This window comes from Jiangella anatolica, from assembly GCF_003236295.1.
GTDB classification, from domain to species: Bacteria; Actinomycetota; Actinomycetes; order Jiangellales; family Jiangellaceae; genus Jiangella; species Jiangella anatolica.
The window spans coordinates 1-25788 of sequence record NZ_POTW01000071.1 but is presented as its reverse complement, the minus strand read 5'-3'; the positions used below and the strand labels follow the sequence as shown (position 1 = coordinate 25788).

The following is a 25788-nucleotide window of genomic DNA, read 5'->3' as shown; positions in this document are numbered from 1 at the left end:
CAGGCTACCCGTATCAGGGTGCCCGGCGCTGCATCTGCCCGAACAGTGGAGATGGTCACGACCCCAGCACCGCCTCCATGACCTCCCGCGCGATGGGCGCCGCGAGCCGGCCGCCGCCGATGTCGTCGCGCGCCGTGTCGGGCGCCTCCTCGATGACGACGGCGACCGCGACGCGCGGCTCGTCGGCCGGCGCGAACGACGTGAACCACGCGTACGGCGGGTCCTCCTCGCGGCCGGTCTGCGCGGTGCCGGTCTTGCCGGCGACCTGGATGCCGTCGATCTGGGCGTTCTCGCCCGTGCCGTTCTCGACGACGTCGACCATCATCTGCGTCAGCTCCTCGGCGGTCTCCGGCGAGACGGCGCGGGTGCGCTCCTCCGGCTCGGTCCGCTCGATCGGGCTGACCAGGTCCGGACCGCTGACCTCGCGGACCAGGTACGGCTCCATCAGCACGCCGTCGTTGGCGATGGCCGCGGACACCATGGCCATCTGCAGCGGCGTCGCGGCGACCTCGAACTGCCCGATCGCCGTGTACGCGAGCAGCGCCTCGTCCAGTTCGGCCGGGAACACGCTGGTCGCGGCGTTCATGTCGTCGTTGGTCAGCGGCTGGGTGCCGAAGCCGAACCGCTCGGCCTGCTCGCGCAGCACCTCGTCGCCGATCTCGTTGCCGACGTAGGCGAACGCGGTGTTGCACGAGACCCGCAGTGCCTCGGTCAAGGTCGGGGTGCCGTCGCCGCAGGCCTGGCCGTTCTGGTTCGGCAGCGGGCGGGTCGACAGCGGCACGTCGTACTCGGCCGGACCCGGCACCTCGGTGTCCGGCTCGAACTGGCCGGACTCCAACGCCGCGGCGGCCGTGACCAGCTTGAACACCGATCCCGGTGGCAGCCGCTGTGCGATCGCGCGGTTGAGGTCGGGCTCGTTGGCGTCGGCCTGCAGCGCCTCGCGGGTGGCCGTCTGCTCCTCGATCGAGTGGCTGGCCATCGGGTTGGGGTCGTAGGAGGGTGTGCTCACCATGGCCAGGATCGCGCCGGTCTCGACGTCGATCGCGACGACGGCGCCCTTGAAGCCCTCATCGGTGAGACCGTCCCACGCGGCCTGCTGGGCGGCCGGGTCGATGGTCAGGCGGACGGCGCCACCGCGCGGCTCCTCGCCGGTGACGAGGTCGATCAGCCGGCGGACGAACAGCCGGTCGTCGTCGCCGGACAGGATGTCGTTCTGCGCCCGCTCCAGCGCCGTCCGGCCGTAGTTGTAGGAGTAGTAGCCGGTCAGCGGCGCGTAGATGGGCCCCAGCGGATACTGGCGGAGGAACTGGTACTCGTCGTCCACCGGCACGGACTGCGCGATCGGGGTGTCGTCGGCGAGCAGGATCGGGCCACGCTCGCGCGAGTACTCGTCGAGCAGCACCCGGCGGTTCTCCGAGCGCGCATTGAGGTCGTCGGCCCAGAACGCCTGCACGTACGTCGCGTTGATCAGCAGGGCGACGCAGAGCAGCAGGCAGCCGGCCGAGATGCGCCGGATCGGGGAGTTCATCGGATCCTCACCACCTGGGTGACGGCGGTGTCGTTCGTCGAGGAGGCCGTCGACGCCGACGGCGGAGCGGGCCGGCGCGCGGCGTCGGACAGCCGGATCAGCAATGCGACCAGCACCCAGTTCATCACCAGTGAGGAGCCACCCAACGACAGGAACGGCGTGGTCAGGCCGGTCAGCGGGATCAGCCTGGTGACGCCGCCGAGCACGATGAACACCTGCAGGAAGAACCCGGCGGCCAGGCCCGCGGCCAGCAGCTTGCCGAACGGGTCGCGCAGCAGCAGCCCGGAGCGCAGGCCACGCGAGGCGAGCAGCGCGTACAGCAGGATGATCGCGATCAGCCCGGTCAGCCCGAGCTCCTCACCCAGCGCCGAGCCGATGAAGTCGCTCTCCGCGATCGGCGTCAGCTCCGGACGGCCCTGGCCCAGCCCGGTGCCCAGCAGGCCGCCGTAGGCCAGCCCGTACAGCGACTGCGCCACCTGACCCTGCGGGTCGATGAACGGGTCCATCCAGAAGTCGATCCGCTCGGCGACGTGCGAGACGACGGCGTTCGCGGCGAACCCGCCGGCCAGGATCAGCAGCAGGCCGAGGATGATCCACGAGATCCGCTCGGTGGCGACGTAGATCATCAGCACGAAGATGCCGAACAGCAGCACCGACGGGCCGAGGTCGTTCTGCACCACCAGGATGCCCAGGGCGCCGAGCCAGACCAGCAGGATCGGGCCGAGGTCGCGGGCCCGCGGCAGGTCGACGCCGAGGAAGCGGCGTCCGGCCAGCGCGAGCGCGTCGCGGGTCTGCACCAGGTAGGCGGCGAACGCGATGATCAGGATGATCTTCGCGGCCTCGCCCGGCTGGAACGTCATCGGTCCGACGTTGATCCAGATGCGGGCACCGCGGATCGAGTGGCCGATGACCGGCAGCAGCGGCAGCACGAGCAGCAGCAGGCCGGCCAGCCCGGCGAGGTAGGGCAGCCGCGACAGCACCCGGTGGTCGCGGACGAAGATCAGCACGCCGACGAACAGCGCGACACCGACCGCCATCCAGGTGAGCTGGGTGTTCGCGCGGGTCGTCCCGTCGGCGATGTCCAGCCGGTGGATCATCGCCAGGCCCAGTCCGCAGAGCGTGACGACGATCGGCAGGATGACGGGGTCGGCGTACGGCGCCCGGATCCGGATGACGACGTGCGCGACGGCCGTCGCGACCGACAGCGCGCCCAGGTAGGCCAGGGCGTTCGGCGGCACCCGGCCGAGCGCGCCGAGGTCGACGCTCACGTAGGCGAACGTCGCGATGCCGATGGCGAAGATCAGCAGGACGAGCTCGGTGCCGCGGCCGCGGCGTGGGGTGACGGCCTCGGGCGGCGTTGGCTCGGTCCGGGCTCGGGCGCGGTCCAGACTCATGACGCCCCCGCACAGAGCAGGCCGGGGAAGCCGACCTCGCCGCCGAGCCAGCCGTCCTCGCCGGGCTCGGCCGGCGGGGTGGTCGTGTCGCTGCGCGGCGCGGCGGTGCCGGCCGGAGGTGTGGCCGACGGGGTCGGCGTCGGCGTCGGCGTGGGGGTGGGCGTGACCGTGGGCGCCGGCGTCTCGCCGCCGGGCAGCCGCTCGTGCGCCCGGCACGCCTCCAGCCGCAGCCGGTCGACCACCGTGTCGGCGTCGTCGAGGTCGTCGGCGGTGATGGTGTCGGCGACCTGCTGACGGTAGATGTCAGGCAGCGCGTCGACCGGCAGCCCGCCGGGGATCTCGTGCAGCTCCGACAGCCGGATCGGCCCGATCTCCTGGCTGACGCCCTGGTAGATGGCCACCTGGCCGTTGCTGTCGCCGACGTAGTACTGGTTGCGGACCCAGTTGCTGGCGAGGTCGAGCCCGATCCACGCGATCGCGCCGACCGCGGCCACGATGACGACGGTGCGCAGCCAGCGGCGGCGCCGCGGCGGCTGCGGCGCGTACCGCATCGCCTCGAGGTCCTCGTCGGTCGGCTTGTGCTCCTCGGCGCCGACGAGGGCGCGTAACGCGGCGCCCGGGCGGCGGCGGTGCGGCCGCTCCGGCGGAGCGGGCTCGTTGCTGGCGACACCGCCGACGAGGAACGCCTCGGCGGTGTCGTCGGGCTGCCGCGGCGTGTCGGTCTCGACGATGTCGGCCAGCACCAGCGTGACGTTGTCGGGGGCGCCGCCGGCCAGCGCCAGCCGGATCAGCTCGTCCGCGGCGTCGTCCAGGCTGGAGACGGCGCCGAGGGTGTCCTCCAGCGTCGCGTCGGACACGACGCCGGTGAGGCCGTCGCTGCACACCAGCAGGCGGTCGCCGGGGTGGACCTCGAGCAGCTGCAGGTCGGGGTCGACGTCGCCCTGACCCTGCAGCGCCTTGAGGATCAGCGAGCGGGCCGGGTGGACGCCGGCCTCCTCGAGCGTGATGCGGCCCTCGTCCACCAGCGACTGGACGAACGTGTGGTCGTGGGTGAGCTGCCGGATCACGCCGTCGCGCAGCAGGTAGGCGCGGGAGTCGCCGATGTGCCCGAGGCCGAGCGCGGAGCCGGTCCACAGCAGCGCCGTGACCGTCGTGCCCATGCCCTCGCGGCTGGAGTCGTCGACGATGAGCTGACGGATGCGCTTGTTCGCCGACTCGATCGCGCCGGCCAGCGTCAGCAGCGGGTCGCCGTCGCCGGGGTCGCGCTCGGTCAGCACCAGCTCGTCGATGGCCGCCTGGCTGGCGACCTCGCCGGCCGCGTGGCCGCCCATGCCGTCCGCGACGGCCAGGAGATACGGGCCGGCGTAGCCGGAGTCCTCGTTGCCCTCCCGGACCAGGCCGACGTCGGAGCGCGCGACGTAGCGCAGCGTCAACGGCATCGAGGCCTACTTCCGCAGCTCGACGACGGTTTTGCCGAGCCGGAAGCGGCTGCGGGCGGTGACCGGTGTGCTGCGCGTGAGCCGCTGGTTGCCGACGTAGGTGCCGTTGGTGGACCCGAGGTCCTCGACGAACCACTGGCTCTCGTGGAACCGCAGCCGGGCGTGCTGCGTCGACACGTACTCGTCGGCCAGCGGCACTGTGCACTCCGCACCCCGGCCGAACGTGACCGGCGTGCCGTCCAGCGCCACCGACTTGCCGGTGTCGGGTCCCTCGACGATGAACGCCCTGGTCGGGGTGCCCTTGGCGCCGCGCGGCTGGCGGTTCTGCCGGGCCGCCTCGCGCGCCTCGCGCTGCGGCTTCGGCTGCTTGGGCGGCCGGACGCCGAACAGGTCGGCCCGCATGGCCGACGTCACGGAGAGGATCAGCAGCCACAGCACGGCGAGGAAGCCGAGCTTGATGACCGTGAGCGTCAGCTCCGACACGTGCTCACCTCCCGGGGCTGCGCCGACGGACGTCGATCACGGTGGAACCGATCACGACGCGCGACCCGTCGGTCAGGGGCGCCTGGCCCACGCGGGCGCCGTCGACCACTGTCCCGTTGGTGGACCCGAGGTCGACGGCGACCAGCTGGGACTGCGTCCCCTGCTGGTAGACGCGGATCTCCAGATGCCGGCGTGAGACGCCGGGATCGTCGATGCGAAGGTCGCACTCGCTGCCGCGGCCCAGCACGACGCCGGGCGGCAGCACCGGGTGCTGGGTGCCGTTGATGATGAGGTACGCGTCGGCCTGCCGCTCGGTGGTGGGCGTCGGCGCGAACGACTGGCCGCGGTCGACGCCGGCCCGGACGGCGCTGCGGATGCGGAAGGCGCCGGTGCCGAGGTCCTCGTGCCGCTCGAACCCGACCCCGACCGGTCCCGTGAAGGCGTAGTGCTGCAGCTCGGCGTGCTCGCGAGCCAGCTCGACCAGCTCGGTGGCCAGCGTGCCGATATAGGCCTGGAGCCGGTCGTAGTCGCCCGGCCCCAGCTCGACGACGAAGTCGTTCGGCACCAGCGAGCGGTCGCGGCTGACGATCTGCGCGTTGTTGTCGAGCTCGCGCTGGATCGCCGCGGCGATCTCGACGGGCTGCACCTCGGAGCGGAACGCCCGGGTGAACGCACCTTGGACCATGCTCTCGAGCCGGCGCTCGAAGCGCTGCAACACCCCCACGGGTACCTCCCTCCACGTCTCGCGCCGGTGCGGGCAAGACCCTGATCGTAACGGCGCGCGACATGGTGGTGCGGTTGCGCCCTGGATCGGGATCGTGCGGAAACGGCCGTCGCAACCTTATGTGACGAAGGACGGCTGGCGGCTGGTTCCGGCGGCTCTCTGTGTGCTTCCCGTCCATGCTGACATCCACAGCCCCCGATCGTGGAATCGACCACCCGCCGAGGCGTGTTAACCTTGGTGCCGCAGCACGCGCGGGTGGCGGAATAGGCAGACGCGCACGGTTCAGGTCCGTGTGTCCGAAAGGACGTGGGGGTTCAACTCCCCCCTCGCGCACCACACATCGACGATCCCGGTCAGGTATTCACCTGGCCGGGATCGTTGCGTTTCCGGACATGGGAGGAGCGACGGATGAAGATCGTGGTCATCGGGGCCAGCGGCGTCGTCGGGTCGGCGGTGGCCGCGGAGCTGACCGCACGCGGGCACGAGGTGGTCGCGGCCTCGCGGCGCGGCCCGGTCGTGGTCGACGTCGGCGACCCGGCGACGGTGACGGCGCTGTTCGACGCGGTGCCCGGCGTCGACGCGGTGGTGTGCTGCGCGGCGAACGCGCCGACGGCGGACCTGGTCGAGTCCGGCGATGCGGAGTTCACCGCCGGGCTGCCGGGGAAGCTGCTGGGACAGGTCCGGCTGACCCGGGCGGCGGCGCGCCGGCTGAACGACGGCGGCTCGATCACGCTGACCGGCGGCACGTTCGTCGAGCCGCTGCCGGGCGGGTCGTTCGGAGCGCTGGTCAATGCCGGGCTCGCGGCGTTCGTCCAGGCCGCGGCGCTGGAGCTGCCCCGCGGGCTGCGGCTCAACCTGGTCGCGCCGGGCTGGGTGCGCGAGTCGCTGGCGGCGTTCGGCTGGGATCCCGAGCCCGGCGTGCCGGCGGCCGAGCTGGCCCGGGTCTACGCCGACCTCGTCGAGGGGTCGGCGCAGGGTCAGGTGGTGCCCGTCACGGCGCCGCGATGACCGACGCCGGAAGATAGTCCGACCGCACGGCCGTCGGCAGGGCGTGGTCGTGCCGCAGCGCGGTCCAGGCCAGCGGCCCCAGCGCGAGGAACCCGGCCGGGTCGGCGTCCTGCGGCTCGCCGGGATTCGCCTCGACCTCGGTCCAGTAGCGACGGTGCAGCGTCAGCGCGTTGGTCAGTGCCCGGTCGAACTGCTCCCCGTCGGGCGCCAGGTGCAGCAGGGTCAGCTCGATCTCCGGCGAGACGACGAACAGCGCGTAGTCGCGGGCGGCCGGGTGCGGCTCGGCGCCGGTGCAGCCCTGGAGCGCGGCCAGCAGCAGGTTGTTGCCCGACGCGTCGCCGCGCAGCAGGGCCTGCAGGCCGCGTGCGTGCGCCAGCCCGTACGCGGCGTCCTCCGCCGGCACCGGCTCGCGGGTCGTCCGGTCGACCGGCGCCGCCGCGATCAGCTCCAGCGCGACGGCGTCGCGGGTGGCCAGCGCCGCATGCGCGGCCTGGACCAGGGTCCGCGGCGTCAGCCCGGCGGGTCGCGCGGCCGGCGGCGGCACCGTCACCGCTCCCTGCTCGCCGAGGTCGACGCTCAGTGGGGCGTCCGCGCCGAGCAGCGCACCGGCCGCGCCGAGCGCCCGCGCCGCCGTCCGCAGCGGCGTCGCGACGTCGCCGCCCAGCAGCGCCCGCAGCCCGGCGACGGCCAGCGCCTCGGCGCCCAGCTCGACCAGGTTCCCCGGCCGCTCCGGCAGGCTCGCCGTCAGTGGCGTCAGCTCACCCGTCCGGTCGGCCAGCTGGTCGGAGAGGTCCTGGTGCGACCGTCCGGGGCCGGTGCCGCTCTATGACGTCCACGTGCCGACGGTAGCGGGCCGGTCGTCGACGACGCGGCCCGCGGTCAGCAGCCCGGCCAGCGCGACGATGCCGCCGGCCACGAGGATGCCCGCGAACGTCGCCGGGCCGGGCGACGTCAGGGCGACCGCCGCACCGCTGACCGCGAGCACCGCCGCCGTGCTGAGCGAGCCGGCCAGCTGTGCGGCGCTGACGTTGCGGCCCTGGTTGGTCCGGTCCGACCCGGCCAGGATCAGCAGCGACAGCACCGGTGACGTCAGCCCCATCCCGACGCCGGCCAGTGCCCAGCCGAGCAGCCCGACCACCGGCGGCAGGGCCGGCCAGGCCAGCAGCGTCGTGACGGCGAGCCCGGCGGTCATCGCGGCCAGTCCGGCGCGCAGGACGACCTCCGGCGCGCGGCCGTGGTCACGGCCCTGCAGCCACGAGCCGAACGCCCACATGACCCCGGTGATGGACAGGCTGACGCCGGCCGTCGTCGCCGTGAACCCGTGCACCAGTGTGAGCAGCAACGGCAGCCACGAGCCCACGCCCGCGTACGCGGCCGCGGCGAACGCCCGCTGCGCCACGACGGCGGGCAGGCCGCGCCGCGCCCGGAACGTCCCGGGCGGGAGCAGCCGGACCGCCGCGAGACCGGCCGCGGCGGCGCCCACGACGACGACCGCGACGGCCGGCACGGTGTTGCCGGCCAGCTGCTCCCCGGCCAGCGACAGCCCGAACACCACCGCCGCCGCGAGGACGGCCCACGGCACGACCGCCCGCCGCGCCGCGTCGGTGTGCGGCTCCGCCGGTCCGTCCTCCGACGGCGGCAGCGTCCGCAGCGCCGGGCGGAGCAGCACCCACACCGGCGCCAGCACCGCCAGCGCGCCGAGGAACACCCACCGCCAGCCGATCCACTCGGTGACGAGCCCGGTGAGGAACGGCCCGACGACGGACGGCAGCACCCAGGCCGCCGCGAACAGCGAGAACATCCGCGGCCGCAGCGCCTCCGGCAGCGCCCGCGCGATCAGCACCATGATCCCGACGTCGATCAGCCCTTCGGCGAGACCGCTGAGCAGCCGCCCGGCGATCACCTGCGGCATTCCCGCGGCCGTCCCGACCAGCACCTGCGCGACGGCGAACATCACGGCGCCGGCCCGCAGTGGCGGCACCGGGCCGGACCGGTCGGCCCACAGCCCGGCCAGCGCGAGCGAGACGACGTAGGTCGCGATCGGCGCGGCGGTGGCCAATCCGAAGCTGCTGACGGCGTCGAACTCGCGCACCAGCGTCGGCAGTGCCGTCCCGACCGCCCGGTTCTCCAACGCCCCGAGCGTCACCAGCGCGACCGCGCCGATCGCCAACGGCAGGTACTGACGGCTGAACAGCGAGGACGGCATCGTCCGATGCTGCAACCTCAAGCGGACTCGAGGTCAAACCCGATCAGCCGGCCGAGCGTGCGGACCTCGTGGTCGAACAGCGTCGCGCGGTCCTCGACGACGTTGGCGAACTGGCCGAACAGCTCGAAGCTGAGGAAGCCGAAGAGCCCGGTCCAGGCCACGACGGCGCGCGCGACGACGTCGTCGGGGAGGCCGGGCATCAGTTGCCGGATCTGGTCGGCGTCGGTGGCGAACGTCGGTGGCGCCGGCGGGAAGCCGTCGGGGTGGTTCAGCGCGCCGGCCGCATGCGCGTCGGTCAGAATGCGGCCGTAGACCACGGTGTCGCGGACAGCCGGGCCGACGGTATCGGCCGGTGCGTGGTAGCCCGGCACCGGCGAGCCGTAGATCAGCGCGTACTCGTGCGGATGCGCGAGCGCCCAGTCGCGGACGGCGTGGCAGACGGCGCGCCAGCGGCCGGCGTGGTCGTCCTGCTCGCACGCGGCGTCGGCCCGCTCGACCGCCTCGCCGACGGCGTTGTAGGCGTCGATGATCAGCGCGGTCAGCAGGTCGTCGCGGCTGGGGAAGTACCGGTAGATCGCCGACGAGACCATGCCCAGCTCGCGGGCGATCGCGCGCAGGTTGAGCCCGCCGGCGCCCTCGGTGCCCAGCTGTCGCCGGGCGATCTCGGCGATCTCCCTGGTCAGCTCGGCGCGGGCGCGCTCCCGTGCGGTCCGTCCGGCGTTCATGCCGAGACTCTATCAGAGCGGCGCACCAAATCGAGAGCACTGCTCTTGACTTCGTCGACCCAAAGAGAGAGCATTGCTCTCGAAATGGAGCACTGGACACAGAGGAGCGGATCATGAGCAAGCACGTCATCGTCGGAGCGGGGCAGATCGGCCGGTTGCTGGCCGAGCGCCTGCTGGCCGGCGGACACGAGGTCGTCGTGGTCAGCCGGTCCGGCTCCGGCCCGGACGGCGTGACGAAGGTCGCCGCGAGCGCCGCGGACCAGGCCCGCCTGGCCGAGGTCACGAAGGGCGCCGACGTCCTCTACAACTGCGCGAACCCGCAGTACCACCGCTGGACGCAGGACTGGCCGCCGCTGGCCGCTGCGATGCTCGGCGCCGCGGAGTCGACCGGCGCCGTGCTGACGATCCTGGGCAACCTCTACCCGTACGGCGCGGTCGACGGGCCGATGACCGAGGACCTGCCGCTCACCGGTGGCGGGGTGAAGGGCCAGGTCCGGGCCCGGATGTGGGCCGACGCGCTGGCGGCGCACGAGGCGGGGCGGGTCCGCGTCACCGAGCTGCGCGCGTCGGACTACTACGGGCCGGGCGTGCGCGACCAGGGCCACGTCGGCGACCGTTTCTTCCCGCCGATCCTGGCCGGGAAGCCGGCCACGTACCTGCACGATCCCGGCGTGGCCCGCAGCTGGACGTACGTCCACGACGTGGCGGCCGCGCTGGCCACCGCCGGCAGCGACGAGCGCGCGTACGGCCGGGCCTGGCACGTCCCGACGGCGCCGCCGGTCAGCGCCCGCGAGCTCGCGGATCACGCCGCCGCGCTCGCCGGCACGGCGCCGGCCCGGATCCGGCGGCTGCCGTACTGGGCGCAGGACGCGATGGGGCTGGCCGTCCCGATCATGCGCGAGCTGAAGGAGACCCGCTACCAGTTCGACCGCCCGTTCGTCCTGGACTCGTCCGACTTCCAGGCGACGTTCGGCCAGCGGCCCACGCCGCTGGCCGAGGGGATGGCGGCGACGGTCAGCTGGTGGCAGGCGGCCCGCTGACGGCCGGCAGCTTGCGGTAGGGCAGTCCGCGCAGCAGCAGCGCCAGCTGTGCGGCCGACTCCAGCTCCTCGGCGAGGTCCGCGGCCACGTCGACGGCGCCGGCGGCGACCACGCTGCCGTGGTTGGCCAGCAGCGCCGCATGGTGGTCGGCCAGCGCGGCGGCGACGTTCTCGGCCAGCGCCGCACTGCCCGGCGGGGCGTACGGGACCAGCGGCAGCGGGCCGAGCCGCGTCACCTGGTACGGCGTCAGCGTCGGCAGCGGCTCGTCAAGGCAGGCCACGGCGACGGCATGGACGGAGTGCAGGTGCACGATCGCCCGCGCCTCTGGCCGCACGTGGTAGGCGGCGAGGTGCAGCGGGAACTCCTTCGAAGGCTTCGCCTCCGACAGCGGCTCGCCGGTGAGCGACAGCACCGCCAGGTCGGCCGCCGTCACCCGGCTCAGCGCGCCGCCGGTCGGCGTGACGTAGACCTGCGCGCCCACCCGGACGCTGACGTTGCCCGACCCGCCCGGCGACAGTCCCAGCGCCGCCAGCCGATGGCACGCGGCCACCAGCGACTCGACCTCGGCCACGGTCACGGACCCACCTCCCAGGCGGTGGTGAACAGGTCGGGCGGTCCGAAGTTGCCCGACTTCAGCAGCAGCGCCAGTGGCCGCGGCCCGGTGCTGATGGTCCACGGCACGCCGGGAGCGACCTGGTCGCCGACGCGGACCTGGCGGACGCCGAGCGCCCTGGTCACCGCCCCGGACGTCTCCCCGCCGGCGACGATCAACCGCCGCACGCCGGCCTCGGCCACCGCCCGCGCGACGGCGCCGAGCGCGTCCTCGGCCAGCGCGGCGGCCCGGTCGCGGCCGTGCCGGTCCTGGACCGCGCGCAGCTCGTCGGGCGCGAGTGAGGTGGTGACGAGGACCGGCCGGTCCGGGTCCTCGGCCAGTGCCGCGAGCGTCGCCTCGACGGCGGCCGCGACGCCCCGAGCGGCGTCCGCGGCGAGGTCGTCGACGGCGAGTCGGACGACCGGGCCCGAGAACGTGGCGATCTGCTCCCTGGTCCGCGCTGAGCAGCTGCCCGCCAGCACCACGCGGCCGCCGCCCGCCGGCAGGACCGGGAGCCCGGCCGCCGGTCCGGTCGACGTGGCGTCGAGTGTCGGTGCCCGCCCGTAGGGTGGGGTCCCACCCGAACCGGGCGGGACCTGCCCACGTGCGGCGCCGGATCCGGTGTCCGGACCACTCGCCGACTCGGCTGGTAGTGCCGCGGCCGCGCCGGCAGCAGGGCGAGTGGCAGCAGGGCTATTGGTGACAGGCGGCGGCGTGGTCGCATCGGCCACCGCGCCACCCGAACCCGCGGCCCAGTGGCGGGCCAGGGCGGCGGCCAGCCCGGACGCGCCGCCGAGGAGGTCGTCGCCGGCGGCGAGGGCGGCGGCGTGGCGGTCGAGGTCGGCGTCGATGAGTGCGTCGAGTAGCAGGTGATCCGCGGTCTCGCCCGAGGGCACTCCGGCGGCCGGCCAGCGCACCAGCCCGACCGTGCGCTCCGTCTGCGCCGACAGCAGCCGCACCAGGTCGGAGTCGGTCATCGGGGTGAGCGGGTGGTCGCGCAGCGGCGACTCCGACAGCAGCCGCCCGTCGACGAACAGGTGGCCCTGGTAGACGGTCCTGCCGACGGCGGGCGTCGCGGGCGTGCCGACGGAGCGGCCGCCCACGAGCGCTGCCAGCGCGTCGGCGACCGGGCCGATGTTTCCCGCCGCCGTCGAGTCGAACGTCGAGCAGTACTTCTGGTACAGCCGGTGCGCGCCGTGCGCCAGCAGCCACCGTCCGGCGAGAACGGACTCCGCGACGGCGTCCTCCACCGGCGCCGTCCGGGACCGCAGTGCCACGACGACGCAGGCGGCGCCGCCGGCGGGGACGTCCGACGGCGACGGCGGGCCGAGCAGCACCGACGTCGGCAGCCCGGCCGCCGTCACGACCCCGGCCAGGTCGCAGGCGCCGGTCACGTCGTCGGCGACGACGCCGAGGAGCATTCCGCTCATCCGCCCGCCACGTCCACGTGCAGACCGGCCGCCGTCAGCGCCCGCACGGCGGCATCGTCCGCAGACGAGTCCGTGACCAGCGTCGACACCGCGTCGAGGGGCGCGAACCGGATCGGCGCCCGTGCCGCCAGCTTGGACCCGTCCGCCGCGACCACGACCGAACGCGACGCCGCCGCGAGGGCCCGCTTCGTCTCCGCGTCGTAGGGGTCGGCGCAGAACACGCCGGACGGCCCGACCGCCGTCGCCGACAGGACGGCGAGGTCGACGGCGATGTCCTCCAGCGCGCGACCCACCGCCGGTCCGCCGAACGACCGCGTCGCCGGGTTGAACACGCCGCCGAGCCCGATCAGCCGCAGATCCGGCCGCGCCGCGCACGCCGTCAGCACCGGCACCGAGTGCGTGACGACGGTGAGCCCGGCCGGCAGCAGCTCGGCCAGCCGCGCGACCGTCGTCCCGGAGTCCAGCGCGACCGTCGCATCGGGAGGCAGCAGCGCCGCCACCGCCCGCGCCACCGCCGCCTTCTGCGCGGCGGAACGGTCGGTGCGCAGCTCGAACGGGACGCCGTCGCCGTCGGGCAGCCGCGCGCCGCCGGTCACGCGCACCGCCAGCCCGTCCAGCTCGAGCTGGCCCAGGTCGCGCCGGATGGTCATCTCGGAGACGTCGAGATCGGCCGCGGCGTGGGTCGCGGACAGGTAGCCGGCCGCGCGCAGCCGCCGCAGCAGCTCGTCCCGCCGGCGCGGCGCGTCGGTGTAGCGCACGGGTTCAGCCAACCGCCCCGTCACCGAGAATGTCAAGAATCAAACATTCCTTGCGCAATGTGTGTGACTTCGAACAAACTCGAGTCATGAGCGAACCCACCCTCGACGCGCTGGCCCGTCCCGGCGGCGGCCTCGCGATGGTCGCCATGGACCAGCGCGAGAGCCTGCGCACGATGTTCGACGCCGCCGGCGCGGGCCGCCCGCCGGACGACGTGCTGACGGAGTTCAAGCTGGCGGTCGCGCGCGAACTCGGCCCGCTGGCCTCGGGTTTCCTGATCGACCGGCACTACGGCTTCGACGAGCTGCGGCGCGAGCGGCTGCTGCCGGACGGCTGCGGCCTGATCCTCGCCGTCGACGCGCTGACGCAGGAGGACGGCGGGCCGGTCGAGGAGACCGCGCTCGACCCGGCCTTCACCGCGAACAGCGACCTGGACGGCGTCGCCGCGGTGAAGCTGCTGATCATCTGGCGCCGGGACGAGCTGCGCGAACGCCGGGTCGAGCTGGCGCGGGAGTTCATCGCACGCGCAAGGGATCGCGGCGTGCTGTCCGTGCTCGAACCCGTGGTCCGCGCCACGCCGGCCGAACTGGAGAACGGCGCCTGGGACCTGAACGCCGCCATCGTCGAGGCCGCCCGCGAGCTGTCCGTCCTCGGCCCCAGCCTGTACAAGGCGCAGGTGCCGGGCGCGGGCGAGCCGGCCGGACTGGCCGAGGCCTGCCAGGAGCTGGACGCCGCCGTCACCGGACCCTGGGTCGTCCTCTCGCAGGGCGTCCCGCAGGACCGCTTCCCGGCCGCCGTCGAGGCCGCCTGCCGCGCCGGCGCTTCCGGCTTCCTGGCCGGCCGGGCGCTCTGGAGCGACGTGGTCGGTGGCCCGCTGACGGAGCTGGCGGCGCGGTCGGCGCCCCGGCTGCGGCGGCTCACCGAGGTCGTCGACGAGCAGGCGACACCGTGGTGGGAGAAGAAGTGACCAGGCTCGGACTCGTCCACACGGTCCCCGCGCTGGCGGCGACGTTCCAGGACCTCGTGACGGCGGCGGTCCCGGCGGATGTCGAGCTGATCCACGTCGTCGACCCGTGGCTGCTGCGGACGGCGATGGCCGGCGACATCACGCCGGAACTGGTCGACCGGCTGGCGGCACACGTCGCCCACCTGCACGGACGTGGCGTGGCCGGCGTGCTGGTGACCTGCTCGACGCTCGGTGAGGCGACCGAGCAGGTGCGCGAGGCGACCGGCGCCACGGTGCTGCGGGTGGACCAGGGAATGGCCGACCGCGCCGTCGAGCTGGCCGGCGACGGCGGCCGGATCGCCGTCCTCGCGACGCTCGCGTCCACGACCGGGCCGACCCGGCGGCTGCTGCAGCGCAGCGCGGAGGAGGCCGGCGTCGCCGTGACGGTCGACGTCGACGTGGTCGAGGGCGCCGGGCGGGTGCGCGAGGACGGCGCGATCGGCCGGCACGACGAGCTGGTCGCGGCCGCGATCGCCGCTTGGGCGCCGCGCGCCGACGTCGTCGTGCTGGCGCAGGCGTCGATGGCCGCCGCCGCGGACGGTATCGACGCCGGAGCGGCGACGGTGCTCAGCTCCCCCGAACTGGCCGCCCGCCGTCTCGCCGACCTCGCAAACTGACGATGACCAGGGAAGACACCGTGCGTTTCCGTTTCGTTAGGGCGAACCCGTTGACGACCGTACCGAGTGTGGGTACGTTCTCACATGGCAACGATGCCACATCGGGCGAGACCCGGTCTCCTGGCGCGGAGCCGGCCGTCCCCCGCATGGGCCGGGCGGTGCGTACTCGAAGACGCGACGCTCCCGTTTTGGACGTCGCTGCTGACGTTCGGGCGTCGTTCTCCGGCGCCCTCCCGCTGAAAGTGGAGGACGGTTCATGAAGACAGCAGCCGTCAGGTGGAGCGCATTGGCGCTGACGGCCGGCCTGGTGTTCACCGGCTGCGCAGAAGGCACCAGCGACTCGTCCGACGACGAGAGCGGTGGCGGCACCGTGTACGACCCCGAGGCGGAACTGAGCGGCGAGCTCAACGTCATGGGGTTCGGCGCCACCGACGAGATCGGCCAGACCCGGCTCGACCTGGCCAGCGAGGCCATCGCGCCCGCGGCGGTCAGCCTGATCGAGGGCGACCTCGACATCCAGCAGTTCCTGTCCGCCATCGCCAGCGGTGAGCCGCCGGAGCTGGTGTACGCGAACCGCGACCAGATCGGCACGTTCGCCTCCCGCGGCGCGATCATCCCGCTGGACGAGTGCATCGACGGCGAGGGCATCGACACCTCGATCTACCGCGAGCCGGCACTGAACCAGGTGACCTTCGACGGCAGCGTCTACGGCATCCCGGAGTTCAACCAGGTCCAGATCACCCAGGCCAACGCGGACCTGCTGGCCGCGGCCGGGCTGACGCTCGACGACGTCAACGGGTCGGACTGGGACGCGGCCACCGCCGCCACCCAGGCGATGTACGTCGGCGACGGCAGCTCGCTCTCGGTGATCGGGTTCGACAGCAAGCTGCCGGAGTTCCTGCCGCTGTGGGCCAAGGCCAACGGCGCCGACCTGCTCTCCGAGGACGGCCGGACGGCGCAGCTGGACGACCCCAAGGTGCTCGAGGCGCTGGAGTGGGCCGTCGGCATCTACGACGTCCAGGGCGGCTTCGGCGCCGTCAAGGCCTACCGCGACTCCGCCGACTTCTTCGGCGCCGGCAACCAGTTCGCCACCAACGTGCTGGGTGCGATGCCGATGGAGCAGTGGTACGTCAACGTCGTCAACGACGTCTCGCCGGACGCCCCGATGGCCTACGACACCGTCCGCGACCGTGAGGGCCAGCCGCTGGCCTACGCGTCCGGCTCGGCGTGGGCGATCCCGGAGGGCAGCTCGAACCCGGAGGCGGCCTGCCGGTTCATCAAGACGATGACCGAGACCGACAGCTGGATCGCCGCCGCCCAGGCCCGGGTGGACCTGCGCGAGGCCGAGGGCAAGCCGTTCACCGGCCTGCTCACGGGCAACGCCGAGGCCGACCAGGCGATCCAGGACCAGTTCGTGACGCCGAGCGGCGAGCAGAAGTGGGACGACGCCGTCGCGGCCACCTACGAGGCCAACGAGGCCACCTTCACGCTGCCGGCCAACCCGGCCGACGCCGAGTTCAAGACCGCCTGGCAGGACGCCGTCAACCGCGTCCTCAACGGTCAGCAGGAGCCGGCCGAGGCGCTCGCGCAGGCGCAGGAGGAGGCGCAGGCGGCACTGGACGAGGCGTGGTCGACCTGGGATCAGGAAGAGGGCTGACGTCTTGGCCCGCACGCAGGTCCACGCGCCCGGGTCGCTCGGTGACGACCGAGCGGCCCGGGCGCGCCGCATCGGGCGCCGGCGGGAGACGAGAGCGGCGCTGCTGTTCATCAGCCCGTGGATCATCGGGTTCCTGATCTTCACGGCGTGGCCGATCATCTACAGCGGCTACCTGTCGCTGACCGACTACGACGTGATCAACAGTCCCAACTTCGTCGGGCTGGAGAACTACGAGGAGCTGTTCCGCGACCCCAAGATCGCCACGGCGCTGTGGAACACGTTCATCTTCACCGTCATCCAGGTGCCGCTCTACGTCATCGTGTCGCTGGCGCTCGCGCTGCTGCTGGACAAGGCCGGGCGGGCGTCCGGGTTCTTCCGCACCGCGTTCTTCCTGCCTAAGATGACGCCGCCGGTGGCCGTCGGCATCCTGCTCCTGCTGCTGTTCAACGGGCAGGACGGGCTGATCAACGGCGTGCTCGGCTGGTTCGGCATCGACGGACCGGCCTGGACCACGGATCCGGACTGGGTGAAGCCCGGCCTGATCCTGATGAGCCTCTGGTCGGTGGGATCGTCGGTGATCATCCTGCTGGCGGCGCTGCGCAACGTGCCGCAGGAGCTGTACGACTCCGCGCGCGTCGACGGCGCCAACTGGTGGCAGCAGACCCGCAAGATCACCGTTCCGATGATCAGCGGCGCGCTGTTCTTCATCTTCATCGTGAACACCATCGCCGGGTTCCAGACCTTCACCGAGGCGTACACGGCCTTCTTCGGCTCCGGCAACACCACGTACAGCAACGACGCCGCGCTGTTCTACGTGATCTACCTGTTCCGGCAGGCGTTCGAGTTCCTGGAGATGGGCTACGCGTCGGCCATGGCCTGGCTGCTGTTCGTGATCATCATGATCTTCACCGCGATCCAGATCAGGGTCAGCCGCCGGTTCGTCTACTACGAGGGTGAGCAGCGATGACGACGCAGACGCGGCTCGATTCCGAGGCGGCGGCGCCGGAGCCGGAGAAGCGGCCCAGGCCGGCCCGGCGCCGCCGGCGCATCACGCCGGCGAAGGTGCTGATCTGGACGGGGCTGATCCTGGCCACGCTGGTCTTCATCTACCCGTTCATCTGGCTGCTCAGCGCGTCGTTCAAGCCCCGCGGCGAGGTCTTCGACAACAAGATCATCCCGGAGACGTTCACGTTCGAGAACTACCTGAACGTGTGGGACGAGGCGCCGATGGCGCTGTGGCTGTGGAACACCGTCCTGGTGACGGTACTCGCCGCGGTCACGGTGACGGTGAGCAGCGCGATGGTCGCCTGGGGCTTCTCGTACTTCCGGTTCCGCGGCCGCAACTTCCTGTTCGGCATCGTGCTGGCGACGATGATGCTGCCCGGCGCGGTGACGATGATCCCGCAGTTCCTGATCTGGAACAGCCTCGGCATGGTCGACACGCTCACCCCGCTGTGGGCGCAGAACCTGTTCGGCAGCGCGTTCTACATCTTCCTGCTGAGACAGTTCTTCCTCGGGCTGCCACGGGAGTTGTTCGAGGCGGCGAAGATCGACGGCGCGAACAACTGGAAGATCTTCACCCGGATCGCGATGCCGCTGTGCAAACCGGCGCTGATCATCACGCTGATCTTCGAGTTCCAGGCCGCCTGGACCGACCTGATGCGACCGTTGATCTACCTGCGCGACAGCGACAACTTCACCGTGCCGCGCGGGCTGAAGGCGCTGCTGGACCAGTACGGCTTCGGCGGTGAGTGGCACTGGGAGATCGTGGTCACGGCGAGCGTCATCACGACGATCCCGATGATCATCCTGTTCTTCCTCGGTCAGCGGCACTTCGTCCAGGGCATCGCGACGACTGGCACCAAGGGGTGACGACGGTCGATCTCGGTGGCTCGTGGTCGGTGCGGGAGGCGCTCGGCGACACCTGGCAGTGGTACGTGGACCAGCCGGTCACGGCGCGCAACAACGCGGGCGCCGCTGCCGGCGGCGCCGCGCTGGCGCCCGGCTGGCTCCCGGCCCGCGTGCCCGGCGCCGTGATCGGTGACCTGGTCCGGGCCGGCGAGCTGCCGTCGCCGTACGTGGGGCGGAACTCGCGGGCGGCGGAGTGGGTGAGCACGCGGTCGTGGGTGTACCGGCGGACGTTCATGGCGCCGGCGGTGGACGGCCGGGCCGTGCTGTGCTTCGACGGCGTCGACCCGGGCGGGACGGTGTTCGTCGACGGGGGGCGGGTGGGCCGAGTGGGCGGGCTGTACCGGTCCGCCCGGTTCGACGTGACGTCGCTGGTGGCCGGCGGCGGCTCGCATCGGCTGGCGGTCGTCGTCGAACCGGCGCCGGTGACCGAGCCGCAGGTCGGCCGCACCGACCGGGTCCGGCTGCACGCGCCGCGCATGGGCTACGGCTGGGACTTCTGCCCGCGGCTGGTACACCAGGGCATCTGGCGCGGCGTCCGGCTGGAGACTGGGACGGCGCACGTCGAGGCGCTGTCGGTGCGGCCGGTGGTCGCGGCGGACCTGGAGTCGGCGACGGTGGTCGTGTCCGGCGTCGTGACGGGGTCGGCGACGGTCGCGGTGGAGGTCCGGCGCGACGGTGACCTGGTCGCGGCCGGCCGGCTGGAGGTCGGCCCGTCCGGTGCGTTCGCCGGCGCCGTCGTCGTGCCCGACCCGGCGCTGTGGTGGCCGAACGGGCTCGGCGAGCAGCCGCTGTACGAGGTGGTCGTGCGCGCGGACGACGCGTCGCGCAGGCTCAGGACCGGATTCCGGCACGCCGTGCAGGCGCCGAACGAGGGCGCCCCGGCCGATGCGCTGCCCTACACGGCCGTCGTCAACGGCCGCCGCGTCGAGCTGATCGGATGGAACTGGGTGCCGGCCGACGCGCTGTACGGCGAGATCACCGAGGCGAAGGTCGAGCACCTGGTCGAGCTGGCCCGGCGCTCCGGCGCGCGGCTGCTGCGGGTCTGGGGCGGCGGCCTGGTGGAGACGCCGTCGTTCCACGCCGCGTGCGACCGGGCCGGGCTGTTCGTCTGGCAGGAGTTCTCCCAGTCCAGCTCCGGCATGCAGAGCGCGCCGTCGGAGGACCCGGCGTTCGTCGAGCACCTGCGGGCCGAGGCGGCCGCCGTCGTGCCGGAGCGCACGCATCACCCGTCGCTGCTGCTGTGGGGCGGCGGGAACGAGCTGGAGGACGACGCCGGCCCGCTCGCCGACGACCGCTCCCCCGCACTGACGGCGCTGCGCGACGAGGTCGAGCGACTGGACCCGGGCCGGGCCTGGCTGCCGACGTCGCCGACCGGGCCGTCCTTCCACTTCCGCGACGGTGGCCACGACGTGCACGGCCCGTGGGAGCACCAGGGGCTCACCGCGCACTACGCGCTCTACAACTCCGGCAGTGCACTCGCGCACACCGAGTTCGGCGTCGAGGGCATGGCCAACCGGCGGCTGTGGACGGCGCTGGTCCCGCCGGAGGACCGCTGGCCGGTCGGCCGCGAGAACCCGGTCCACCGGCACCTCGGCGACTGGTGGAACAACGCGGCGCTGGTCCAGGAGTGTTTCGGCGGACGTCTCGACAGCCCGGACGCGTTCCGGCGAGCGAGCCAGTTCCTGCAGGCCAACGGCCTGGCGTACGCCGTCGAGGCGGACCGGCGACGTTGGCCTCGGGCCAGCATGGTGCTGCCGTGGCAGCTGGCGGAGTCGTACCCGAACGCGTGGTGCACGGCCGTCGTCGACCACGCCGGTGAGCCGAAGCCGGCGTACCACGCGGTCGCCCGGGCGTTCGCGCCGGATCGGGTGACGGCGCGACTCTCCCGGCTGGCCTTCGCGGGCGAACCGATCGACGTCGAGGCCTGGCTGTGGTCGTCGCCGGGTCGCGCGGCCGGCGGGACGGTGACCGCCCGGCTGCTCACCGTCTCCGGCGAGATCGTGGCCGAGGAGCGGTGGCCGGTCGCTGACCCCGTCGGCGTGCCCCGGCCAGTCGGCCGGCTGACCGCGTCGTCCCAGGCCGGTCTGGTGCTCGCGGAGCTGACCTGGACCGACGCCGGCGGCGCGCTGGTCGACCGGGAGTGCCTGCCGCTCTCGACGGCGACCGACCTCACGCCGCTGCTGGACCTCGAGCCGGCGAAGATCTCGTTCCACGTGGAACATCGGGGCGAATCGGTGGAGGTCGCGCACCTCGCCGGGCCCGCCGTTGTCGGGCTGCGACTGAGCGACGACCGGCCGCCGGAGTCGACCGGCTGGGCGCTCGTCGACGGCGATCCGCGGCCGCTGCTCCCGGGCGAGCGGCGCCGGTTCGCCGTCGACTGGCGGCACGACACCGGCCCCCGCCGGTTGCTGCTCGAATCGTGGAACACCGAACCCGTCGTCCTGGAGGATGCATGACGTTCCGCTTCCCGCCGGAGTTCCTGTGGGGCGCGGCCACCTCGGCCTACCAGATCGAGGGCAGCCTGGACGCCGACGGCCGGGGCGAGTCGGTCTGGGACGTCTTCGCTCGGCGGCCGGGCGCGGTCGAGGGCGGCGGCGACGGCTCGCTGGCCTGCGACTCGTACCGCCGCTGGGCCGACGACGTCGAGTTGATCGCGTCGCTGGGGCTGACCGCCTACCGCTTCTCCGTCGGCTGGTCGCGCGTCATGCCCGACGGCCGCGGCCGGGTGGAGCCGCGCGGCCTGGACCACTACGAGCGGTTCGTCGACGCGCTGCTGGCGCGCGGCGTGACGCCGGTGCTGACGCTGAACCACTGGGACATGCCGCAGGCGCTGATGGGCGACGGCGGCTGGGTCGCGCGGTCGTCGGTCGACGCGTTCGCCGAGTTCACGACCGCCGTCGCGGACCGGCTGGCCGACCGGGTCGAGTGGTGGATCACGCAGAACGAGCCGTGGATCATCGCGCTGCTCGGCTACCAGCTGGGGCTGCACGCGCCCGGTGTGAGCGACCTCGGCGCGTCCGTCGCCGCCGGTCACCACGTGCTGCTCGCACACGGCGCCGGCGCGGACGTGCTGCGCGCCCACCGGGGCGTCAAGGTCGGCGCGGCGCTGAGCCTGTTCCCGTGCGACCCCGCGACGCCGTCGGAGGAGGACGCGGCGGCCGCCCGGGGCTCCGACGGCTACGTGAACCGCTGGTACCTCGACCCGCTGGCCGGCCGCGGCTACCCCGCCGACATGCGCGAGCACTACGAGCGGGCGCTGGGCCGGCCGCTGACCGAGATCCGCGACGGCGACGAGGACGCGATCGGCGGCCGCAGCGACTTCCTCGGCGTGAACTACTACACGCGGCGGGTCATGGCGGCCGCGCCACCGGGGCCGTTCCCCTGGCGGGTCGTCGGCCCGTCCGGCGACGTCGCCCGCACCGACGAGGGCTGGGAGATCGCGCCGGACTCGTTCCGCGACCTGCTGCTGCGGCTGCACCGCGACTATCCGTTCCCGCTGGTCGTGACGGAGAACGGCGGCGTCTTCGGCGACGCGCCGCTGCACGACGGACGGGTCCGCGACGTGCGCCGGCAGGCGTTCCTGCGCTCGCACGTCGCGGCGATGGGCGAGGCGATGGCGGCCGGCGCCGATGTGCGCGGCTACCTGCACTGGTCGCTGCTGGACAACTTCGAGTGGTCGCTGGGCTACCGGCCCCGGTTCGGGCTGGTGCACGTGGACTACCCGACCGGGCGGCGGACGGTGAAGGACTCCGGCCGGCTCTACGCCCGCATCGTCGCCGCGGGCGGGTTGGACGGGATCGAGGAGGACGCGTGACCCTTTCCGTCGACGGGACCACCGTGGTGGCCCCCGGCTATCGGCTGAAGCCGCACCCGGCGCAGCCGCGGGCGGTGCTGCGCGACGCGGACGGCCGGGTCTGGACCGAGCTGTCGCTGCTGGCGAGCCTGGACGTCGCCGGCGGGCGGGACGAGTCGTACGCCATCGAGCCGGTCCGCGTCGTCGCGCGCTCCGAGGAGGCGGTGGAGCTCGTCGTCGAGGCGGCGAGCGCGCTGTGGGAGCGCAAGGCGGTGCACGTGCGCTGCACCGCGGACGCGGTCGAGGTGTGGGCGACGGTGTCGGGCGCCGGCCGTCTCACGGACGTCACGCTGCTCGGCGGCCGGGCGGTGCTGGCCAGCGGCGCCGCGGGCACGTTCCGGTCGGCGATCCGGTTCGCGTCGGTGTTCAGCCCCACTCCGACCGAGCCGGTGAGCGTCGTCCGCCCGGCGACCGCCGCGTCGTCGCTGGGGGTCGTCGGCGACGCGGAGCCTGGCCGGCTGCACGGGATCTTCTCCCCGCCGCCACTGTGCTGGGCACTGGGTTCCCGGCTCGCGGCGGGCGCGACCGACGTGCCGGACGGTCCGTGGTGGGGACTGTCGCTGCGCGCGCCGGTCGGCGAGCTGACCATGACCGCCGTCCGGTACGACCCGCTGGACGGCGGCTTCCTGCTGCGGCTGGACTACGAGGGGCACACCACGGTGGACGGTTCGTTCCGCACGCCGACGCTGGTGCTGCGGCCGGCGGACAGCCCGTGGCAGGCGCTCGCGGACCACCGGGCCGACCTGGTCGAGCACGGGCTGGCCCCGGCGGACGCTTGGCCACGAGCCGGATGGTGGTCCGAGCCGATCTTCTGCGGGTGGGGCGCGCAGTGCGCCCGCGCCGCCGGCACGGAGACGCCGGCGGCGGACCTGGCCCGGCAGGACGTGTACGACGAGCTGCTCGGCGTGCTCGGCGCGGCCGGCGTCGCGCCCGGCACGATCGTCATCGACGACCGCTGGCAGTCCGCGTACGGGACCGGCGAGGTCGACCTCGATCACTGGCCCGACCTGCGCGGCTGGATCGCCGGTCAGCACGCCGCCGGCCGTCGCGTGCTGCTGTGGTGGAAGGCGTGGGACCCGGCCGGGCTGCCGGCGGACGAGTGCGTCACCGACCCGGCCGGCCGCCCGGTCGCCGCCGACGTCGCGAACCCGGCGTACCGCGCCCGGCTGACCCGGATCGTCACGGAGCTGCTCGGCCCGGACGGGCTGGACGCCGACGGGTTCAAGGTCGACTTCACCCAGCGGGCGCCGTCGGGTGAGTCGCTGCGCGCCGCCGACGGGCCGTGGGGCATCGCCGCGCTGCACGCGCTGCTGGCCACGATGCACGCCGCGGCGAAGGCGGCCAAGCCGGACGCGCTGGTCGTCACGCACACGCCGCACCCGTCGTTCGGCGACGTCAGCGACATGATCCGGCTCAACGACGTGCTGGAGCGCGACGTCGACGGCGCGCCGGTGTCCGTCGTCGAGCAGCTGCGGTTCCGGCACGCGGTGGCCCGCGCGGCGCTGCCCGGACATCTCGTCGACACCGACCAGTGGCCGATGCCGGACCGCGCGTCCTGGCGGGCCTACGTCGAGGCGCAGCCGTCGCTCGGCGTGCCGGCGCTGTACTACGCGGAGTCGATCGACAACTCCGGCGAGGAGCTGACGGCGGACGACCTCGCGCTGGTCGCGCGGACGTGGGCGGAGTACCGGGCATGACCGACGTGGTGGTGTACGGCGCGACGTCGGGCGGGGTGTGCGCGGCGGTCGCGGCCGCCCGGGCCGGCGCGTCCGTCGTGCTGCTGGAGCCGGGGTCGCACGTGGGCGGCATGACGTCCGGCGGGCTCGGCTACACCGATGTCGGCGACGTGCGGGTGGTGGGTGGGATGGCCGGCGACCTGCGCCGGGCGATCGCCGACTGGTACGGCGTGCCCGTCGGCCACTATGCGGGCCCGGAGCCGCACGTCGCGGAGGCGATCTACCGGGGCTGGCTGGAGCGGGCCGGGGTGGACGTCCGCTTCGGCGCCGCTCTCGCGTCGGCCTCGGTGGTCGACGGCGCGATCGGCTCGGTCACGCTCGGCGACGGGTCGACGCTGGCCGGCGCGGTGTTCGTCGACGCGTCGTACGAGGGCGACCTGCTCGCGGCCGCGGGTGTCCCGTTCGCCGTCGGACGGGAGGACCGGTCGCTGTACGGCGAGCGGTACGCCGGGCGGCAGGAGCTGGTGCCCGGCCGGCACACCGTCCCGCCCTGGATCTCCCCGTTCGACGGCGACGACCTGCTGCCGCAGCTGCACGACCGTCCGCTCGCGCCGGTGGGGAGCGGCGACGGTGGCGTGATGTCGTACGGGTACCGGGTCTGCCTCACGACCGCGCCGGATCGGGTGCCGTTCTCGCGCCGGGACGGGTATGACGAGGCGTACTGGGAGCTGGGGCGGCGCATCTTCGACCGGTGGCGGCGCGACGGCGTCGAGGCGGCGGCCGGGCAGCTGCTCGGGCTGGAGCAGAACCTGCCGAACGGCAAGTGCGACGGCAACTCGATCGGCCCGTTCTCGCTGAGCGTGCTGGACGGGTCGGCGTGGGCGTATCCGACGGCCGACGCGGCGGAGCGGGAGCGGATCCGGCTGCATCACCTGCACCACGCGCAGGACTTCCTCTGGTTCCTCTCGCACGACCCGGCGGTGCCCGCGTCTGTGCGGTCGGAGCTCTCGGGCTGGGGCTACGCGGCGGACGAGTTCGCCGACACGGGGCACCTGCCGCACCAGCTCTACGTCCGCGAGGCGCGCCGTATGCTCGGCGAGTACGTGCTGACCGAGCACGACCTGCTGCCCGCGCCGCGGCCGCAGCACGACGTCGTGGCGATGGGCTCGTACCACATCGACGTCCGCGAGGTGCAGCGCACGTGGCGCTGGGTGGCCGAGCATCCGCAGCCGGTCGGCATGGTGTTCACCGAGGGGTACCTGTCGGTGCCGGTGCGGCCGTACCCGATCCCGTACCGGGCGCTGGTGCCGCGCTACGCCGACTGCACGAACCTGCTGGTCCCGGTCTGCCTGTCCGCGTCGCACGTGGCGTTCGCGTCGGTGCGGATGGAGGTGCAGTACCAGCTGCTCGGCCACGCCGCCGGGCTGGCCGCGGCCGACGCGGCCCGGACCGGCCGGCCGGTGCAGTCGATCGACGTCTCCCGGCTGCAGGACGCCCTGCGCGATGCTGGCCAGGTGCTCACGCTTTGACGCTCGCCGTCGCCGCGGCGATGATCTCGCGGGCGAAGTCGGCGGCGTCATCGGTCACGCTGGTCCCGAAGATCGAGCCGCTCACGTAGAGGCCGTCGAGGATCAGCATGATGCGGTCGCCGAGCTGGTCCGGACGGGCCGCGCCGGCGGCCCGGGCCAGCTCGCGCAGCTGCTCGCGGGCCGCGCGGAAGTGATCCATGGACACCTGGTGCGC

The 25788-nt window shown here is 73.6% G+C and carries 22 protein-coding genes, 1 tRNA gene and 1 pseudogene; 12 read left to right on the top strand and 12 right to left on the bottom strand.

All coding sequences use genetic code 11. From position 1 onward, the window contains the following. Positions 1-55 precede the first annotated feature (55 nt). Genes C1I92_RS23515 through C1I92_RS23495 form a run of 5 tightly spaced genes read right to left on the bottom strand, consistent with a single transcriptional unit; the run spans position 56 to position 5568 of the window. Positions 56-1528, bottom strand: coding sequence for a peptidoglycan D,D-transpeptidase FtsI family protein (locus C1I92_RS23515; protein ID WP_111257084.1), 1473 nt, complete (start codon positions 1526-1528; stop codon positions 56-58). Beyond that, a complete protein-coding gene (locus C1I92_RS23510; RefSeq protein WP_111257083.1) occupies positions 1525-2922 on the bottom strand; it encodes an FtsW/RodA/SpoVE family cell cycle protein in 1398 nt (465 codons plus the stop codon). The genes C1I92_RS23515 and C1I92_RS23510 overlap by 4 nt, the downstream gene beginning before the upstream one ends. Next, positions 2919-4361 carry a PP2C family protein-serine/threonine phosphatase gene (locus tag C1I92_RS23505; RefSeq protein ID WP_111257082.1) on the bottom strand — a complete coding sequence of 481 codons (1443 nt, stop codon included), beginning with the start codon at positions 4359-4361 and terminating at the stop codon, positions 2919-2921. Before C1I92_RS23505 ends, C1I92_RS23510 begins: the two co-directional genes overlap by 4 nt. 6 nt (positions 4362-4367) lie before the next feature. Continuing rightward, positions 4368-4844, bottom strand: a complete 477-nt coding sequence (locus C1I92_RS23500) for an FHA domain-containing protein FhaB/FipA (RefSeq protein ID WP_111257081.1) — start codon at positions 4842-4844, stop codon at positions 4368-4370. Positions 4845-4848: 4 nt separating this feature from the next. Next, positions 4849-5568, bottom strand: a complete 720-nt coding sequence (locus C1I92_RS23495; RefSeq protein WP_111257080.1) for an FHA domain-containing protein — start codon at positions 5566-5568, stop codon at positions 4849-4851. Positions 5569-5817: 249 nt separating this feature from the next. Between C1I92_RS23495 and C1I92_RS23490 the strand changes: the two genes are divergently transcribed. Together C1I92_RS23490 and C1I92_RS23485 are read left to right on the top strand one after the other, a co-directional pair. Further along, positions 5818-5904, top strand: a tRNA-Leu gene (locus C1I92_RS23490). Between the two features lie 72 nt (positions 5905-5976). After that, a complete protein-coding gene (locus tag C1I92_RS23485; RefSeq protein ID WP_111257079.1) occupies positions 5977-6576 on the top strand; it encodes a short chain dehydrogenase in 600 nt (199 codons plus the stop codon). Here C1I92_RS23485 and C1I92_RS23480 read toward each other — a convergent pair. The 3 genes from C1I92_RS23480 to C1I92_RS23470 form a co-directional block, all read right to left on the bottom strand. Further along, positions 6560-7126 (bottom strand): immunity 49 family protein, encoded by a 567-nt coding sequence (locus C1I92_RS23480; RefSeq protein WP_499798985.1) that lies wholly within the window; start codon positions 7124-7126, stop codon positions 6560-6562. The two genes, C1I92_RS23485 and C1I92_RS23480, sit on opposite strands and share 17 nt — an antisense overlap. Before the next feature lie 273 nt (positions 7127-7399). Then, entirely contained in the window at positions 7400-8782 is a 1383-nt protein-coding gene (locus C1I92_RS23475) for an MFS transporter (protein ID WP_111257077.1), read from the bottom strand. Between the two features lie 17 nt (positions 8783-8799). After that, entirely contained in the window at positions 8800-9507 is a 708-nt protein-coding gene (locus C1I92_RS23470) for a TetR/AcrR family transcriptional regulator (RefSeq protein WP_111257076.1), read from the bottom strand. A 113-nt stretch (positions 9508-9620) separates the two neighbouring features. Between C1I92_RS23470 and C1I92_RS23465 the strand changes: the two genes are divergently transcribed. After that, positions 9621-10547, top strand: coding sequence for an NAD-dependent epimerase/dehydratase family protein (locus C1I92_RS23465; protein WP_111257075.1), 927 nt, complete (start codon positions 9621-9623; stop codon positions 10545-10547). Here the strand turns inward: C1I92_RS23465 and C1I92_RS23460 are convergent. The 3 genes from C1I92_RS23460 to C1I92_RS23450 are packed head-to-tail and all read right to left on the bottom strand — an operon-like array spanning position 10522 to position 13327. Next, positions 10522-11124, bottom strand: coding sequence for a class II aldolase/adducin family protein (locus tag C1I92_RS23460; protein WP_199521524.1), 603 nt, complete (start codon positions 11122-11124; stop codon positions 10522-10524). The genes C1I92_RS23465 and C1I92_RS23460 overlap by 26 nt on opposite strands. After that, positions 11121-12569: a four-carbon acid sugar kinase family protein gene (locus tag C1I92_RS23455; protein WP_146605257.1), complete on the bottom strand. Its 1449-nt coding sequence runs from the start codon at positions 12567-12569 to the stop codon at positions 11121-11123. Before C1I92_RS23455 ends, C1I92_RS23460 begins: the two co-directional genes overlap by 4 nt. Beyond that, positions 12566-13327, bottom strand: coding sequence for a DeoR/GlpR family DNA-binding transcription regulator (locus tag C1I92_RS23450; RefSeq protein WP_158564248.1), 762 nt, complete (start codon positions 13325-13327; stop codon positions 12566-12568). Before C1I92_RS23450 ends, C1I92_RS23455 begins: the two co-directional genes overlap by 4 nt. Positions 13328-13413: 86 nt before the next feature. Here C1I92_RS23450 and C1I92_RS23445 point away from each other — a divergent pair, with 86 nt between their 5' ends. From C1I92_RS23445 to C1I92_RS23405, 9 genes are all read left to right on the top strand, one after another. Further along, a complete protein-coding gene (locus C1I92_RS23445; protein ID WP_111257072.1) occupies positions 13414-14292 on the top strand; it encodes a hypothetical protein in 879 nt (292 codons plus the stop codon). Further along, positions 14289-14948, top strand: coding sequence for an aspartate/glutamate racemase family protein (locus C1I92_RS23440; protein WP_111257071.1), 660 nt, complete (start codon positions 14289-14291; stop codon positions 14946-14948). Before C1I92_RS23445 ends, C1I92_RS23440 begins: the two co-directional genes overlap by 4 nt. Before the next feature lie 256 nt (positions 14949-15204). Continuing rightward, a complete protein-coding gene (locus tag C1I92_RS23435) occupies positions 15205-16605 on the top strand; it encodes an extracellular solute-binding protein (RefSeq protein ID WP_111257070.1) in 1401 nt (466 codons plus the stop codon). Between the two features lie 70 nt (positions 16606-16675). After that, a complete protein-coding gene (locus C1I92_RS23430) occupies positions 16676-17572 on the top strand; it encodes a carbohydrate ABC transporter permease (RefSeq protein ID WP_369124126.1) in 897 nt (298 codons plus the stop codon). Further along, positions 17569-18477 (top strand): carbohydrate ABC transporter permease, encoded by a 909-nt coding sequence (locus tag C1I92_RS23425; RefSeq protein WP_111257068.1) that lies wholly within the window; start codon positions 17569-17571, stop codon positions 18475-18477. The genes C1I92_RS23430 and C1I92_RS23425 overlap by 4 nt, the downstream gene beginning before the upstream one ends. Beyond that, positions 18474-20972: a glycosyl hydrolase 2 galactose-binding domain-containing protein gene (locus C1I92_RS23420; protein ID WP_111257067.1), complete on the top strand. Its 2499-nt coding sequence runs from the start codon at positions 18474-18476 to the stop codon at positions 20970-20972. The genes C1I92_RS23425 and C1I92_RS23420 overlap by 4 nt, the downstream gene beginning before the upstream one ends. Then, entirely contained in the window at positions 20969-22330 is a 1362-nt protein-coding gene (locus C1I92_RS23415; protein ID WP_111257066.1) for a GH1 family beta-glucosidase, read from the top strand. The genes C1I92_RS23420 and C1I92_RS23415 overlap by 4 nt, the downstream gene beginning before the upstream one ends. Next, positions 22327-24066, top strand: coding sequence for an alpha-amylase family protein (locus C1I92_RS23410; RefSeq protein WP_111257065.1), 1740 nt, complete (start codon positions 22327-22329; stop codon positions 24064-24066). The genes C1I92_RS23415 and C1I92_RS23410 overlap by 4 nt, the downstream gene beginning before the upstream one ends. Next, positions 24063-25574 (top strand): FAD-dependent oxidoreductase, encoded by a 1512-nt coding sequence (locus C1I92_RS23405; protein ID WP_111257064.1) that lies wholly within the window; start codon positions 24063-24065, stop codon positions 25572-25574. Before C1I92_RS23410 ends, C1I92_RS23405 begins: the two co-directional genes overlap by 4 nt. On the opposite strand, the pseudogene C1I92_RS23400 reads toward C1I92_RS23405, so the two are convergent. Further along, positions 25564-25788 (bottom strand): annotated as a pseudogene (locus C1I92_RS23400) (TetR/AcrR family transcriptional regulator); the annotation flags it as partial. The gene C1I92_RS23405 and the pseudogene C1I92_RS23400 sit on opposite strands and share 11 nt — an antisense overlap.

Coding starts and splice junctions, on each gene's coding strand:
- C1I92_RS23515 (WP_111257084.1), bottom strand. CDS start 1,528: ATGAACTCCCCGATCCGGCGCATCTCGGCCGGCTGCCTGCTGCTCTGC.
- C1I92_RS23510 (WP_111257083.1), bottom strand. CDS start 2,922: ATGAGTCTGGACCGCGCCCGAGCCCGGACCGAGCCAACGCCGCCCGAG.
- C1I92_RS23505 (WP_111257082.1), bottom strand. CDS start 4,361: ATGCCGTTGACGCTGCGCTACGTCGCGCGCTCCGACGTCGGCCTGGTC.
- C1I92_RS23485 (WP_111257079.1), top strand. CDS start 5,977: ATGAAGATCGTGGTCATCGGGGCCAGCGGCGTCGTCGGGTCGGCGGTG.
- C1I92_RS23475 (WP_111257077.1), bottom strand. CDS start 8,782: ATGCCGTCCTCGCTGTTCAGCCGTCAGTACCTGCCGTTGGCGATCGGC.
- C1I92_RS23470 (WP_111257076.1), bottom strand. CDS start 9,507: ATGAACGCCGGACGGACCGCACGGGAGCGCGCCCGCGCCGAGCTGACC.
- C1I92_RS23465 (WP_111257075.1), top strand. CDS start 9,621: ATGAGCAAGCACGTCATCGTCGGAGCGGGGCAGATCGGCCGGTTGCTG.
- C1I92_RS23455 (WP_146605257.1), bottom strand. CDS start 12,569: ATGAGCGGAATGCTCCTCGGCGTCGTCGCCGACGACGTGACCGGCGCC.
- C1I92_RS23445 (WP_111257072.1), top strand. CDS start 13,414: ATGAGCGAACCCACCCTCGACGCGCTGGCCCGTCCCGGCGGCGGCCTC.
- C1I92_RS23435 (WP_111257070.1), top strand. CDS start 15,205: ATGAAGACAGCAGCCGTCAGGTGGAGCGCATTGGCGCTGACGGCCGGC.
- C1I92_RS23425 (WP_111257068.1), top strand. CDS start 17,569: ATGACGACGCAGACGCGGCTCGATTCCGAGGCGGCGGCGCCGGAGCCG.
- C1I92_RS23415 (WP_111257066.1), top strand. CDS start 20,969: ATGACGTTCCGCTTCCCGCCGGAGTTCCTGTGGGGCGCGGCCACCTCG.
- C1I92_RS23405 (WP_111257064.1), top strand. CDS start 24,063: ATGACCGACGTGGTGGTGTACGGCGCGACGTCGGGCGGGGTGTGCGCG.